Raw genomic sequence first — 15,902 nt, forward strand, 5'->3', positions numbered from 1 at the left:
CGCAAAAGCTATAATGATGCGGTTAATAACATAAAGAAGGGAGAAAAGCCTAGCGGCAACACGCAACGCTATGTTTCTCGTTTAGTATTTAAACGTACAGAACGCGGCTTAACGTAAAAGGATATATCCTGTCTTCTTGAAAGATAACAGAGCCTCATCTACAATAACGACGTTCACCGCCGTAATGACAAGCATGTCACTTATTTACGTTAGCTATCAGTTACTATTGACTGCTCTTATAACGCTTAATGAAAGCCTATTTAACTATGACTCAATTCACAAAAAAAATGTTGGTAACTTGTGCGTTACCTTACGCTAACGGTTCCATCCATCTTGGTCATATGCTCGAGCATATTCAGGCGGATATTTGGGTCCGTTATCAACGAATGCGCGGCCATCAGGTCTATTTTATTTGTGCTGATGATGCTCACGGGACGCCAATCATGCTTAAAGCGCAGCAGTTGGGTGTTGCGCCGGAAGAGATGGTCAACGCAATAAACCTGGAGCATAAAAGGGACTTTGCTGGATTTGGTATTAGCTACGATAACTACTATTTAACCCATAGCGAAGAGAATCGACAGCTATCGACCTTGATTTACCAACGTCTAAAAGATAATGGATTTATTGAATCGAGGATCATTTCCCAACTATTTGATCCTGAAAAGGGCATGTTTTTGCCAGACCGCTTTGTGAAAGGCGGTTGCCCGAAATGCCACTCACCTGATCAATACGGCGATAATTGTGAAGTTTGTGGCGCCACCTATAACCCAACGGATCTAATTAATCCGAAATCGTCAGTGTCGGGCGTTACGCCGATCATACGAAAGTCAGAGCACTTTTTTCTTAACTTATCCGCTTTCAGTGAAATGTTACGTTCCTGGACGCATTCCGGTGCGCTGCAAAAGCAGGTGGCTAACAAGATGCAAGAGTGGTTCGAATCTGGGTTGCAGCAGTGGGATATTTCCCGCGATGCGCCTTACTTTGGCTTTGAAATACCAGATGCGCCAGGCAAATATTTTTATGTATGGCTGGATGCGCCTATCGGATACATGAGCGCATTCCAAAACCTGTGCCAGAAACGCAGTGATCTCCGCTTTGACGAATTTTGGAATGTGGATTCCAAAGCCGACCTTTATCATTTTATCGGTAAGGACATCGTGTATTTTCACAGCCTCTTCTGGCCTGCGATGCTTGAAGGTAGTCACTTTCGAAAACCAACTAATTTGTTTGTACATGGTTATGTAACCGTCAACGGCGCTAAAATGGCTAAATCACGTGGCACTTTCATCAAAGCTAGTACCTATCTAGCGCATTTAGATGCAGACTGTTTGCGTTATTACTATGCAACTAAACTATCGTCTCGCATCGATGATATCGACCTTAATCTCAAAGATTTCGTCCATAGGATCAATGCCGATATCGTCAATAAAGTCGTTAATCTAGCCTCGCGCAACGCCGGATTTATCAATAAATGCTTTGACGGCAAGCTATCGGGGTCAGTAGCTGACCCAGCATTATATATTATTTTCGTTAATGCTGCAATGTCTATAGGCGAGGCGTTCAGCAATCGTGAAATCAGCCGCGCAGTTCGAGAAATCATGGCATTAGCAGATTTGGCAAATCGCTATGTCGATGAGCAAGCACCTTGGGTCGTGGCAAAACAGGAAAGCCGAAAGGCGGATTTGCAGGTTATCTGTTCGATGGGCATCCAGCTGTTCCGAGTATTGATGACTTATTTAAAACCAGTTCTACCTTTTTTGGCAGAGCGAGCTGAAGCCTTTCTTGCTACCTCACTTCACTGGAACGATCTATCATCTCCGCTGCTGTCGCATCGCATACAACCGTTTAAGGTGCTGCTCAGTCGCGTTAAAACATCCCAGGTAGAGGCTGTGATTGAAGCATCGTTTCGACGGCAAGCTGCTGGGGTCAGTAGCTGACCCAACATTATATATTATTTTCGTTAATGCTGCAATGTCTATAGGCGAGGCGTTCAGCAATCGTGAAATCAGCCGCGCAGTTCGAGAAATCATGGCATTAGCAGATTTGGCAAATCGCTATGTCGATGAGCAAGCACCTTGGGTCGTGGCAAAACAGGAAAGCCGAAAGGCGGATTTGCAGGTTATCTGTTCGATGGGCATCCAGCTGTTCCGAGTATTGATGACTTATTTAAAACCAGTTCTACCTTTTTTGGCAGAGCGAGCTGAAGCCTTTCTTGCTACCTCACTTCACTGGAACGATCTATCATCTCCGCTGCTGTCGCATCGCATACAACCGTTTAAGGTGCCAACTGTCGTGATTGAGACCCTTTGCTTGAAGCTGCAAGGCGTCGGAAGCTAACGTGGAGTTTGACGTCTCATTAACTAGGACCTTATCACTCCCACAACAAACTGTAATGATTTACCAATATGGGTGTGCTGGTTCAGTGTGTCGTACGTTCTCATAGGTATTACCGTCTTCTCACTTGTTTGTTATTGATTTTAAACAACAAACGCGGCCTGTGATTAGTCATTTCGTGCCGCAATAGCACAATCCGTCACTCGATCAGATCAAGTGTAGATCGTGGAAATTAGAGATTTTATAAAGTTTATTAGCAGGCTTGAAAGAGCAGATTTTCTGCATTGGCAAAAGACACATAAAAGATATTAAATTAATCTCTAATTTCCAAATACTGAAGGCAAAATATATCTGGAAAGTTTTGCACATTTACACCTCAAATGAACATCATATAAGGATTTACAAGAACGCGTGAAAGCAGAAAATTGGCTCCTCTGACTGGACTCGAACCAGTGACATACGGATTAACAGTCCGTCGTTCTACCAACTGAACTACAGAGGAATCGCGAGAACGTAGAAAATCATAGCGAGACGCTGGTAAGGTGTCAACGAATAACCCTATGAAACAACTCAGTTGCGCAAGGCTTAATCGCATTGATGATGATCGGCGCTTGATAAAGAAACCGGCACCCTTTATAAATCCGGGAAAATAAAAGCGCTCTGATAACAGAGCATTTCGCTGGATCGCTGGCGTCCCCATACTAGCCGTTTATAAATTTTGTATATTCCCCATGTTATAGGGAATAGTGTCCGTGAAGACTATACTACTAAATTAAACTTGCGACCTACATAGATAATGAGATTTAAAGAATCTCGAATTTCGAACCAGCTCATATGCGCTAGATCAAAATCATTCATTCAAACTATCCTCTACCACGAGAGACGTCGGGTAGCTTCTATTTTTCATAAAAGCCATCAAGCTTTTCCAGCCATAGTGCTGTCGTTAAGAGTCAAAGGTGGTGATAAGCTTAAAAGCACTAATTTTCTATCTTTTAATTTTAAAGAGTATATCCTAAAATAGATGTTATCTGTCTTCATTGCAGAAAAGCTGATATTTTCACTATCAAAACGCTCAATCAGACAGACATTAGTAAAAACGAATCATGTTTTATATAAGAATACTGCACAAGTTTTGAGAATGTCATTTAGTGTATTTAAAAAATTACACTTAGTATAGCGCCTAATGCTGCAGTCATACGAATAACGATCTTATGTGTGTAAGAAGGCTAAGCCGCCGTATAGAAAAACGAGTTCTTACTCATGTTTCTCAAGTGAACATGACGCTGCAGAAATGATTAATGCTATTAAGAAAATTCAACACAGCCTTTAGGATTGTGTTGAATTTTCTGATGGTGACGTACGATCATAACACATCATATAGTGTTTCTGATTTTGAAAATCAATAGTTTTGCGAGTAAGATCTTTTATGTGAATACGTCAAGTTATATAACTCCATCCGTTATACTAATGACTAATTAAGTTTAACAAGATTTTATAAACAGGATATACATTAGTTATGTAGAAGACTACATTGAATTTGCATAATAGTATTAATAATTTTTGTAGCGTCTGTGTATTGCTCAAATCAAAAATATATATAGACTAATATCAACCTTCAGCCGCCTGGTGAAAAATTTATACATTTTATAGCGACACTAACTTTGTCCGAGTGTTTATCTATCTGTCTGTTGACTACATGAGTACATCAGACACAGGTTAAGAGAAGCTAAATTTAATGCATCTTTATATGTTTACCGTTACTACTTGAGAGATTATAATTGAGCTAGAAAAATAAGGCGGTTGACTGTTACAGTGAAATTCAGCTACACTTTTTTTATACCTTCTAGTCTGCATGGGAAAGCGTATAATTTCAGACTAGTTTTATCAGCTATCGGGTAAATGTTATGATCCGTATGACGGATGTTGCCCAGAGACATGTTGCCAAATTATTGGCTAATCAGGAACCAGGCACTCAGATCCGCGTGTTCGTCATCAATGCTGGCACAGCTAATGCGGAATGCGGCATCTCGTACTGCCCGCCTGATGCGGTAAAAGCTCTTGATACCGAACTAAAATTCGGTAAGATCTCCGCCTATATAGATGAGCTTTCTGTGCCTTATCTGCAGGATGCGGAAATTGACTTTGTTACGGATAAGTTTGGCTCTCAACTAACCTTCAAAGCGCCAAATGCCAAGATGCGCAAAGTGAACGATGACTCGTCTCTTATCGAGCGCGTGGAATATTTTTTGCAGTCGCATATTAATTTGCAATTAGCCGGACACGGTGGTCAAGTGACTCTGATAAAAATCACCGACGATATGCTCGCTATCCTACAATTTGGCGGTGGCTGTAATGGCTGTTCAATGGTAGACTACACCCTTAAGGAAGGAATTGAGAAAGCACTGCTAAAAACATTTCCTGAACTGAGGGGTGCGCGCGATTTCACCGAACATCAACGCGGTGAGTATTCTTACTATTCTTAATATAATGCTTGCTAATTCTTTCAGAAAGCGCCTAATTAATGATTAACAGCCCTTTGAGTAAGCAGAAGGCTTACCAACCGTTCACTTAGCTTCACTAAGGTATCATTTACGCATCCGTACAGGATGTAACCGTGTAGATGCTAGTCCCTGCTAGGCAGGGACAAAAGTATATCAGCAATGCATCTAGGCGTTTGCATTACTCATCCCCTATAAACTTTTTGACAACATTTTTCGATGAGTATGTATCGACATAACGATACCAAAACCCGCCATTAATACAATAAGTGCCGAACCGCCGTAGCTTACTAACGGTAATGGCACGCCAACTACCGGTAAGATACCACTAACCATACCGATATTGACAAATATATAAACGAAAAAAATCAGCATCAAACCGCCGGCCATTACTTGGCCGAATATGTTTTGCGCCTGTACTGCAATCACTAGACCGCGAATAATTATCCCAAAATAAAGCGCCAGTAGCACTAACACACCGATAAGCCCCAGTTCCTCACTCAATACAGCAAAGATAAAATCGGTATGGCGTTCCGGTAAGAATTCTAACTGTGACTGGGTGCCGTACAGCCACCCTTTACCCGATAAACCTCCGGAGCCGATGGCGATTTTCGACTGGATAATATGGTAGCCGGCGCCTATAGGATCTGTTTCAGGAGCGAGCAACATCATCACTCGATTGCGCTGATAATCATGCATCAAAAAGAACCACAGTACGGGGATAAACGCTGCCGCTAATAACGCGGCGACGGCAATCAATTTCCAACTCATACCAGATAAGAATAACACGAACAGGCCGGAGGCAGCAATAAGGATGGATGTCCCCAGGTCGGGCTGTGCTGCTACCAGCAATGTGGGTATAAAAATCAGCACCAGCGGAATAACGGTATTTTTCAGCGACGGTGGGCAACTATCACGGTTGATAAAACGTGCGATCATCAGCGGAACAGCAATTTTTGCGATTTCTGAAGGCTGGAAGCGAATAATACCTATATCTAACCAACGTTGCGCGCCTTTGCTGATCTGGCCAAACGCATCCACCAACACCAGAAGCAACACGCATAAAATATATAAATATGGCGCCCACGCTTCATAGACACGAGGCGGCACCTGCGCCATCACCAGCATCACTAGTATGCCCATCACTATCTGAGCAATCTTATGCTCCATCATGCTGACATCTTGGCCGCTTGCGCTCCACATCACCAGGACACTATAGATCAGCAATAGCGTTACAAAAAACAACAGTATCACATCAATATGCAATTTATTCCAAAGAGGAGTTTGTTTTGAATTATCAGTCATGATAGGTCAATCTCTCTCGAGACCGAGCGTGGAAATCGACTCTGCGTGTAAATCTGCAGTCTTATTGCTCAAAAGGATGTGATCAAGAATCTTTCGGGTAATCGTTCCCACTGTCGGTCCGATTCCGCCGTTTTCTAAAATGATCACTACACCAACTGTCGGTTTATCATAGGGGGCAAAAGCGGTCATTAGTTTATGATCGCGCAGACGTTCGGCGATTTTTTGGGCATTATAGGTTTCGTTAGCTTTCATACTATATACTTGAGATGTACCAGATTTAGCGGCTACTTTGTAAGGTGCGTCAGCAAAACTCTTGTGCGCCGTGCCGTTTGGCCGGTTGGCGACGCCATACATGCCGTCCTTGGCTATTTCCCAGAATCCAGAATGCGGGTCGCCGATTTGCAAATGATCCGGTTGATGGTAGGGAACCTGGCGGCCATTTCTCTGCGTGCCGGAGAGAAGATGGGGGGTTCGCACTACGCCGTCGTTAATCAGTGTCATCAGCGCCTTGGACATCTGCATCGGCGTAGCGGTCCAGTAACCCTGGCCGATCCCAACTGGGATGGTATCCCCTTGATACCAAGGTTTTTTAAAATGCGAAATTTTCCACTCTCTGGTCGGCATGACTCCGGCGTACTCTTCGGACAGATCAATATCAGTATACTGGCCATAGCCAAATTTAGTCATCCATGCAGAAAGCCTCTCAATACCCATGTCATACGCTACCTGATAAAAAAAGGTATCTGCTGATTCCTCCAGCGCCCGAGTGACGTTTAACCGACCGTGTCCCCACCGTTTCCAGTCGCGGTAACGTTTTTCTGATCCGGGAAGTTGCCACCAGCCAGGATCGAACAAAGAGAAATTTTTATTAATGATGCCAAGTGTGAGCGCTGACACCGAAATATAGGGTTTTACAGTGGAAGCAGGCGGATAGACACCTTGAGTAGCACGATTGATAAGTGGGCGGTTTTGATCTTCTAGCAACGCGTGGTATTCCTTGCGAGAAATTCCGTCGACAAACCGGTTTGGATCGTAGCTCGGGTTAGATACCAGCGCGCGGATGCCGCCGTTACGGGGATCTATCACAACTACTGCGGAACGGCTACCGGCTAGCAGCTTCTCAATATATTGTTGCAAGTTCAAATCTAAGGTCAAGGTAATATCCTGCCCTGCTTGGGGAGGCTGCTCACGTAGTTGACGGATCACCCGACCGCGGTTGTTGACTTCTACTTCTTCGTAACCAGTTTTACCGTGAAGCGTACTTTCATAATAGCGTTCAATACCTAATTTCCCAATATCGTGCGTCGCAGCATAGTTCGACAGAACCCCCTCTTGACCCAAACGTTCTACGTCTCGGTCGTTGATTTTCGACACATAGCCTATGACGTGGGTAAGCGCTGATCCGTAGGGATAATAGCGCCGCTGGTAGCCCTTTACTTCGAAGCCGGGGAAACGGTACTGGTTAACGGCGAAACGAGCCTGTTGCACGTCTGTCAAACCCACTTTAATTGGAAGTGATGTAAAACGGCGTGAGCGTTTACGTTCTTTTTCAAAATTGGCAATATCATCATCGATCAAATCGACAATCGGACGTAGGTCGGCAAGCGTCTGTGCTAAATCATCTATCTCTTCCGGTACTAGTTCTAACTGATAAATAGTGCGGTTTAGGGCGAGAGGAATACCATTGCGATCGTATATAATGCCGCGGCTCGGTGCGATAGGTACCAGTTTGATGCGGTTGTCATTAGAGCGGGTACAGTAATCCTCGAAGCAAGTGATTTGCAAATGGTAAAGATTGACAATGAGAACGCCGCTAAGTAGCAATATGCCGGCAAACGCCAGCAGTGCACGACGCATAAATAGTAGCGATTCGGCTGAATAGTCGCGGAAGGGGTTACGTTCTATTTTCATTCAAAGGAATTAGTTCATGTTAATCATTGTCACCATGTTACTCACGGTGATAAGGGTGCAAGAATGATTAGTAGTAATGCTTTAGGCAGGCCGTCTTATTTTCAATGCTCGAGCGCTGCTCTAATTATTTTGTGTTTCCAGGCGCGCGCTTGAGTTGTCCAGCGTAACAATGCGCTTCCATTTGACTACAAACCAACTGCCAGCATCTGCTCGACTTCCTTGTTCAGAGTACGTGCGATATCCACGTTTTCCCGCGATTACCATTATTATTTCCTTAAAGTCGAAAGGAAAATATTTGGAAGTGTTCAGCGCTTGTCATCACAAGGTGAAAACACCGAGAATAGTATATTTAAGAATTAAATTATGGTCACTATGCACCATAACTCATGACGACAATCCTTTGCTAAAACCGTTCTGCACCCAATCCAGTATTTTGCTATTGATGCAGTTTTACTTCTTAACTCCAGAGCTTTCTAACTCATAAAGACGAACGGCTTTCTTTTGCATCACATGTACAATCACATCACCAAGATCGGGCATGCGCCAGTCGGCGAACTCGTCTCCCTCTTGCCTAGCGGTATCAAGTCGATGACACATGATGCCTGTGTACTACATGATTAGAACAGCAATAATATCCTGGCTGGATATCCCAGTATAGATTACCATAACGCTTGACTTGCTGCGCGCATTAAGGGTGATAGTTACTTTCCCCTTTTCAGATGTCTATCTTATCAACAACAAAATCTTTGAGCTATAGTGACACGCAAAGGCTCCTCTCTCGACATGCCTCTGCCAGCTCTGTACTAAAATAGAGTAAGCCGCCTATCGGCCACAGAATGAATAAAGATTAACAACGCCGGCTAAGCTTCCCGCTTAGCCGGCGCACACATTAACGATATAAGAGCATTGTACACTCATGTCACTTTGACAGAAGAAGGGAGCAAGTTTTTACAAGCGTGGCTTTCAAACATCAAACATCACCGCTGGCAGCGATTTGCCGCACAACAATAACGCCACAGCGTTTAGATCAGACCATATCTGGTAGCTATAATTCTGTTTAAGCGCTAATTCGATTTTTGCCATTAATGCCACCGTATCGCGCAATTTCGCCAGAGTAAGGCGCTCTAAAGCCTTCGTTAATAGTGGTCGTCGATTTTGCCAGATATTGTAGCGGTCGAATAAAATTCGCAGCGGCGTGGTAGTAACTTGCCGTTTAAGCATCAGCAGCAGGAGGATTTCACGTTGGATGCTGCGCAATAGGATGACCGGTTCCTCGGCTTCTAGTCGCAATTGACGCAGAATATACGCGGCGCGTTTGCTTTTACTCGTCAGCACGGCCTCTATCCAATGAAATGACGTGAAATGTGCGGAGTTGTTCACGGCCTCTGCGACTCGCGGCAACGTTAGATTGCCGTCAGGGTAAAGTAGTGACAAGCGTTCCAACGCCTGAGCCAGCGCTATAAGATTGCCTTCGTAGCAATCACATAATAGCTGGCAGGAGGTATCATCCAGTATCAACTTCATGCTTGAAGCACGCTTTGTCACCCAGCGCGATAGCTGTGCCTGCTCCGGCGTAGCACAGCTTACAAGAACTGCGTTTTGACTAAGCAACTTGAACCAGGCGCTGTTCTCCGTGGCGCGGGTCAGCTTGCTACCGCGTAGAATCAAGAGCATGTCATCATGCAACAGCGATGCTAGCTGGCGTATTTTTTCTGCCATAGCGGCATTAACGCCGCTCTCTGGGAAGACAAGAAGCAGTGTTTGCCGACTAGCGAACAGACTGCGTGCTTGGCATAAACTAAAAATCGCGTTCCAATCGGTAGCAACATCCAGCGTGATACTGAAATGCTCGTTAAATTGCTGCGCCTGTGCCCGGTCACGAATGTGGTTCTGGCTTTCCTGTAGCAGCAGCAAATCGTTCCCAAACAGAAAATAACATTGATGCAATGCTTCTTGCAATTGTGTATCTAACTGCTCGGCATACAACCGGATCATTGCGCTAATCGCTTCTGCATCAGATATAGGATCATACAGAGGCTGACACCGCCAAATGCGGTGATTGCTGTTGTTTCAGTTTTGCATATCGCTTTACCTCTTTCGAGATATGCACTGTCAGCATCTTTCGGACAAGCTGCTGTGCAGCTTGCTGGCGCATCTCCTGGCAAATAATATTTCTTTCGGCATCCTTCGCCAGCGCCGTTAGCGGATTATCAAAGAACGAGCGATAAATCTTGATGTCGATAGGATAGTAATCTTTTCCTGGCATCAAGATCTGCGCCTGTACGATAAGTGTCATCAGGTATTCGGCAGTTTTACCGTCCTGAAACACTGAAGTGGTGACTTGATTTTCCGATGAATTGACAATACGCAGCGACGGCAGTGTATTGTTTGTATTGTTTTTATTTTGAACGTCATCAACCAGCATTATATCGTTCAGGCGCAGTTCTTCTCTTACAGCTCGGGTGAACGACCCACAAGAATCATAACTGTTCAAGATTATAGTTTTCATTTCGGTCGGCACCTTAGCTATAGTGTCGTGCAAATGATAGTTACAGCCAGTGGTGATCATTACTGCCAGGTCTATTACCAGTGCTATAATCCAATATCGCACAACATCTCCTTTTGTTAACCTGCAACCAGGTTAAGTAGCTTGCCTGGTATATAAATCACCTTACGTACCGTAGTCCCGGAAAGGTATTTCGCTACCAGATATTCCTGAGAAGCACGTTCATACACCAAAGCTTCGTCTGCATCTGCTGGCACGGTAATCTTACCGCGCAACCTGCCATTCACTTGAATGACTATCAGTTTGTCATCTTCCACTATAGCAGTGTCGTCTGCCACTGGCCACGGTGCATCATCAATATCCCCTTTCCCGCCCAACGCCTGCCAGAGTGTAAAACATGCATGTGGAGTGAAAGGATAAAGCATCCGCACGACTGCTAACAGCGCTTCCTGTATCAGAGCGCGATCTTGTTCGGTTTTCTGCAGGAAGCGTAACAGCTTATTCATTAGTTCCATAATCGCAGCAATGGCGGTGTTGAACATCTGACGGCGGTCGATATCGTCGGTAACTTTAGCGACGGTTTTGTGCACCTCGCGGCGCAACGCTTTTTGTTTATCGTTTAGAGTGTCAATATCCAGTCCGCTTGTAGGACCCTTCTGGGTATGTTCATAAGCTAGTTTCCAAACGCGTTTCAGAAATCGGTTAGCCCCTTCTACACCAGATTCCTGCCATTCGAGCGTCATTTCCGCCGGTGCGGCGAACATCATGAACAAGCGCACAGTATCAGCGCCATATTTCTCGACCATTTCTTGCGGGTCAATACCGTTATTTTTCGATTTTGACATTTTACTCATGCCGGCGTATACCAGTTCGCAACCGCTGGCATCGATTGCTTTCACAATACGGCCTTTCTTATCCCGTTCCACGCTGACATCCAACGGCGATACCCAGACGCGCTCGCCGCTATCGGAAAAATAATAGAAGCTGTCGGCTAGTACCATTCCCTGACACAGCAAACGTTTGGCCGGCTCGTCGGAGGCAAGTAGACCCGCATCGCGGAGCAACTTGTGATAAAAACGAAAATACATAAGATGCATAATAGAATGTTCAATGCCGCCAATATACTGATCCACCGGCAGCCAGTAATTGGCGGCAGCCGGATTGAGCATGCCTTGGTTATAATTCGGACACGTATAGCGCGCGTGATACCAAGAAGATTCCATAAAAGTATCGAAGGTATCGGTTTCACGCAGCGCGAGTTGACCGCGGTAGGTGGTTTTTGCCCAATCAGGATCAGCCTTTAGCGGGCTGGAAATCCCATTCATCACCATATCTTCTGGTAGAATAACCGGCAACTGTTCTTCCGGTGTCGGTACGACAGTACCATCTTCAAGTGTCATTATCGGAATAGGCGCGCCCCAATAGCGTTGGCGGGAAACCCCCCAATCTCGCAAACGATAGTGCACCTTATGCTTGCCAAGGCCCTTTGCTATCAGCGAATCAGTGACAGCGTTAAAGTTCGTCTGAAAATCCAAAAACTCATCAGAATTGAACAGGATGCTTTTTTCTGTTATCGCCTGCACGCCGAGATTTGACTCGCTACTACCGGTATTATAGATAACCGGTTTTACTGGTAAGTCATACTTTCGAGCGAACTCAAAATCGAGATGGTTATACCCCGGCGCTGCCATGACAGCGCCCGTACCGTAGTCCATCAGCAAAAAGTTAGCGACCCAGACCGGTAGCATTTCTCCGGTCAGCGGATGAACTGCATGTAGGCCGGTGGCCATACCTTTCTTCTCCATCGTGGCCGTGTCCACTACTGCTTTGCTCATGCAGCACTCTTGAATAAAGTCGGCTAGAGCTGGATTAGACGCCGCTGCCTGCAGAGAAAGCAGATGATTTGCTGCTACTGCAACATAGGTTATACCCATAAAAGTATCCGGGCGTGTAGTGTAGACCGTTAGTGTTTCTTCGCTCTCTGCGATTTGGAACGTAATTTCCAGTCCTTCAGAACGGCCGATCCAATTTCGCTGCATAGTTTTCACCTGCTCTGGCCAATGTTCGAGCTTGTCTAAATCATATAAGAGTTGGTCAGCGTAAGCGGTAATCTTCACGAACCACTGCGGTATTTCTTTTCGCTCGACTTTTGTATTACAACGCCAGCAGCAGCCCTCGATGACCTGTTCATTAGCCAGCACTGTCTGATCCTGCGGACACCAATTAACCGAGGAAGTCTTTTTATACACCAACCCCTTTTCATATAAACGAGTGAAAAACCACTGTTCCCAGCGGTAGTAGTCCGGGCGGCAAGTGGTGACCTCACGGCTCCAATCGTAGCTAAAGCCTAGAAGTTTTAGTTGGCTCTTCATGTAGTCGATATTGGCGTAAGTCCATACCGCCGGAGCGGTATTGTTTTTCACCGCGGCTCCTTCAGCTGGCAGGCCAAACGCATCCCAACCGATAGGCTGTAGGACATTTTTACCTAACATGCGCTGATATCTAGCGATTACATCACCGATAGTATAGTTGCGAACATGCCCCATATGTAAACGACCGGAAGGATAAGGCAGCATAGAAAGGCAGTAGTACTTTTCCTTATCGGGGTCTTCGGTAACCTTAAACGTGTCGTTTTCATGCCAGTATTGTTTGACGGTGGATTCTATCTCTTCTGGGCGATAAAGCTCTTGCATGGCAGCCAGTGGTCCTTAAGTAAAATACGGCAACGCTCGTGCATGGAGCGTATGAAGAATAATTCTAGAGTCTATTCAGCATAACGGATAAACGATAATTGCAACAACTGTTTACTTCGCTGGTCCAGCGGATGGAATGAAAGGACATGACGCAATAGTAATGAATAGTTCTGATTGCAATGTATTTTTAAAAAATTACGTCACAAAAGTTTATTACTAGAAGTTAGCATTGATGGATGACAACACCGAGCGTAGCATTTTTTTAAGAAAATGGCGACAGGTAGTTTGTATGCTAGGATTGGTTTTGGGTGAATTTTGACCACCTCTTAAGCGGAAGGTTATTGAATCATGACGCACGTCGGTTGTTATGAGCTTCGCTCACCATTGATTTTCACTATAGTTAACCTCATACTTCTCTTACTCATAATCATCAGGATCGCTCGATGACCAATCCGTTACTAACCTCGTCTTCCTTGCCCCCTTTTTCTGCTATTCGCCCTGAGCATGTCGTGCCAGCGGTGAAAGTCGCACTTGAGCACTGCCGTCACACCATTGAAGAAATCGTATTGCAGCACGGTCCGTTTACCTGGGAAAATCTCTGCCAGCCGCTGGCTGATGTGGATGATCGTTTAAGCCGGATTTGGTCAACGGTAAGTCATTTAAACGCTGTGCAGAACAGCCAGGCATTACGTGAAGCTTATGAACAGAGCCTGCCACTACTATCTGCATACAATACTTGGATAGGGCAAAATCAACGATTGTACCGAGCATACCGTAATCTGCGCAACGGTCAATATTATACACAACTGAGTATGGCACAGAAAAAAGCGGTAGATAACGCGCTGCGCGACTTTAAATTGTCTGGGATCGGGCTTCCGGAGGAAAAACAGCAGCGTTATGGACAAATTGTCGCTCGTTTGTCAGCGCTGGAATCGACTTATAGCAATAACGTTCTGGACGCCTCTATGGGTTGGAGCAAGCTGATAACTAACCAACAGGAACTGGCTGGCATGCCTAAAAGTGCCCTTGAGGCTGCCAGCGCACAAGCCTGCGAGCAGAAGGGTTGGTTGTTGACGCTTGATATCCCTAGTTATTTGCCTGTGCTCACCTATTGCGATAATGCCGCGCTGCGTGAGGAGCTTTACCGCGCTTATAATACCCGCGCCTCCGACCAGGGGCCAGATGCTGGGAAATGGGATAACGGTCCCATCATGAGCGAGATTCTGGCATTACGACATGAGCTGGCGCAATTACTAGGATTTAAAAGCTATGCCGATAAATCCCTAGCCACCAAAATGGCGCAGGATACTCAGCAAGTACTAGATTTTCTCACTGATCTGACTAATCGATCGCGCCCACAGGGCAAGCAAGAGCTAGCTCAGCTGCGCAATTTCGCGCAACGCTACTTCGGTTGCGATACGCTGAATCCTTGGGATATAGCGTATTACAGCGAAAAACAAAAACAACACCTGTTCTCGGTTCATGATGAGCAACTGCGCTCTTATTTTCCTGAGACGCAGGTCATTAGCGGTCTGTTCGAAGTGATTAAGCGTGTCTACGGCATCACCGCAGAAAAGCGCACCGACATAGATACCTGGCATCCAGACGTTTGCTTTTTCGATTTGTTTGATGAGCATCGCGAACTGTGCGGCAGTTTTTACTTGGATCTGTACGCTCGCAATAATAAACGCGGTGGCGCTTGGATGGATGATTGTGTTAGCAGGATGCGTAAGTCCGATGGCGAACTGCAAAAACCAATAGCCTATCTCGTCTGTAACTTTAGTCGCCCGATAAACAACAAACCAGCACTGTTTACCCATAATGAAGTGACGACGTTGTTCCATGAGTTCGGGCATGGGTTGCATCATATGCTGACTCGTATTGACACTCCTAGGGTAGCCGGCATTAGCGGCGTGCCTTGGGATGCAGTGGAGCTACCGAGCCAGTTTATGGAATATTATTGCTGGCAGCCTGAAGCGCTAGCATTGATTTCCGGCCATTATGAAACTGGTGAGCCGCTTCCCAATGAGCTATTAAATAAGCTTCTGGAAGCAAAAAATTACCAGGCGGCGTTGTTTATTCTGCGCCAACTAGAATGTAGTCTATTTGATTTTCGCATGCATTACCAATATCAACCTACGCAGGACGCGCACGTGCTTGATACTCTGGACTCGGTACAAAAACAGGTATCAGTAATACCAACTGTACCGTGGGGACGATTTCCTAACGCCTTTAGCCATATTTTCGCCGGTGGTTATGCGGCTGGATATTACAGTTATTTGTGGGCGGATGTGTTGGCAGCGGATGCTTGGTCGCGTTTTGAAGAAGAGGGGATTTTTAATCGGGATACTGGCAAATCATTCCTCGATACGATCCTTTCCCGAGGTGGTTCCGAAGAGCCGATGGTACTTTTTACCCGTTTCCGCGGTCGCGAGCCAAAATTAGATGCAATGCTACGCCATTGCGGTATTCGAGAGTAAAGAATATTGAGTACATATACTGGTTTGTCTGGGTTTCCGTGTGTATAAACACTATTACGACATAGCTATTTATGTAACTGATTCCACAGCCTGTTTATCAGGTTTTTAGACTCATGTATTGCAGCAAAACATGTATAGCAACACAGACAAGCAAAAATATAGAGTCAACCATAGA

Annotated in this window: 7 protein-coding genes, 1 tRNA gene and 3 pseudogenes; 4 read left to right on the forward strand and 7 right to left on the reverse strand. The window is 45.3% G+C overall.

The genetic code is table 11. The features are described from left to right. Positions 1-266: 266 nt before the first annotated feature. Positions 267-1,904: pseudogene (gene metG / locus A4A68_RS00250) on the forward strand (methionine--tRNA ligase); the annotation flags it as partial. Further along, positions 1,894-2,337, forward strand: a pseudogene (locus A4A68_RS00255) (hypothetical protein); the annotation flags it as partial. The pseudogenes metG and A4A68_RS00255, both read left to right, overlap by 11 nt. A 423-nt stretch (positions 2,338-2,760) precedes the next feature. Here A4A68_RS00255 and A4A68_RS00260 read toward each other — a convergent pair. Beyond that, a tRNA-Asn gene (locus tag A4A68_RS00260) sits at positions 2,761-2,836 on the reverse strand. 1,402 nt (positions 2,837-4,238) lie between these two features. Here A4A68_RS00260 and nfuA point away from each other — a divergent pair. Continuing rightward, a complete protein-coding gene (nfuA, locus tag A4A68_RS00265; protein ID WP_067565233.1) occupies positions 4,239-4,817 on the forward strand; it encodes a Fe-S biogenesis protein NfuA in 579 nt (192 codons plus the stop codon). Between the two features lie 207 nt (positions 4,818-5,024). Here the strand turns inward: nfuA and mrdB are convergent, their stop codons facing one another. From mrdB to leuS, 6 genes and pseudogenes are all read right to left on the reverse strand, one after another. Next, complete coding sequence (mrdB, locus tag A4A68_RS00270) at positions 5,025-6,137, reverse strand: peptidoglycan glycosyltransferase MrdB (RefSeq protein WP_067565236.1); 1,113 nt, start codon at positions 6,135-6,137, stop codon at positions 5,025-5,027. 6 nt (positions 6,138-6,143) lie between these two features. Then, a complete protein-coding gene (mrdA, locus tag A4A68_RS00275; protein ID WP_067565239.1) occupies positions 6,144-8,048 on the reverse strand; it encodes a peptidoglycan DD-transpeptidase MrdA in 1,905 nt (634 codons plus the stop codon). 457 nt (positions 8,049-8,505) lie between these two features. After that, positions 8,506-8,775, reverse strand: a pseudogene (locus A4A68_RS03825) (RsfS/YbeB/iojap family protein). Positions 8,776-9,011: 236 nt separating this feature from the next. Then, positions 9,012-10,043, reverse strand: coding sequence for a DNA polymerase III subunit delta (holA, locus tag A4A68_RS00280; RefSeq protein WP_067565242.1), 1,032 nt, complete (start codon positions 10,041-10,043; stop codon positions 9,012-9,014). A 31-nt stretch (positions 10,044-10,074) separates the two neighbouring features. After that, a complete protein-coding gene (gene lptE / locus A4A68_RS00285; protein WP_067565246.1) occupies positions 10,075-10,659 on the reverse strand; it encodes an LPS assembly lipoprotein LptE in 585 nt (194 codons plus the stop codon). A 14-nt stretch (positions 10,660-10,673) separates the two neighbouring features. Beyond that, positions 10,674-13,247 (reverse strand): leucine--tRNA ligase, encoded by a 2,574-nt coding sequence (gene leuS, locus A4A68_RS00290; RefSeq protein WP_067565249.1) that lies wholly within the window; start codon positions 13,245-13,247, stop codon positions 10,674-10,676. A gap of 443 nt (positions 13,248-13,690) precedes the next feature. Here leuS and prlC point away from each other — a divergent pair, with 443 nt between their 5' ends. Beyond that, positions 13,691-15,727: an oligopeptidase A gene (gene prlC, locus A4A68_RS00295; protein ID WP_067565252.1), complete on the forward strand. Its 2,037-nt coding sequence runs from the start codon at positions 13,691-13,693 to the stop codon at positions 15,725-15,727. Positions 15,728-15,902: the final 175 nt, after the last annotated feature.

The sequence above is a fragment of the Candidatus Doolittlea endobia genome (assembly GCF_900039485.1).
Lineage (GTDB): Bacteria > Pseudomonadota > Gammaproteobacteria > Enterobacterales > Enterobacteriaceae > Doolittlea > Doolittlea endobia.

Coding starts and splice junctions, on each gene's coding strand:
- mrdB (WP_067565236.1), bottom strand. CDS start 6,137: ATGACTGATAATTCAAAACAAACTCCTCTTTGGAATAAATTGCATATT.
- leuS (WP_067565249.1), bottom strand. CDS start 13,247: ATGCAAGAGCTTTATCGCCCAGAAGAGATAGAATCCACCGTCAAACAA.
- prlC (WP_067565252.1), top strand. CDS start 13,691: ATGACCAATCCGTTACTAACCTCGTCTTCCTTGCCCCCTTTTTCTGCT.
- holA (WP_067565242.1), bottom strand. CDS start 10,043: ATGATCCGGTTGTATGCCGAGCAGTTAGATACACAATTGCAAGAAGCA.
- mrdA (WP_067565239.1), bottom strand. CDS start 8,048: ATGAAAATAGAACGTAACCCCTTCCGCGACTATTCAGCCGAATCGCTA.
- nfuA (WP_067565233.1), top strand. CDS start 4,239: ATGATCCGTATGACGGATGTTGCCCAGAGACATGTTGCCAAATTATTG.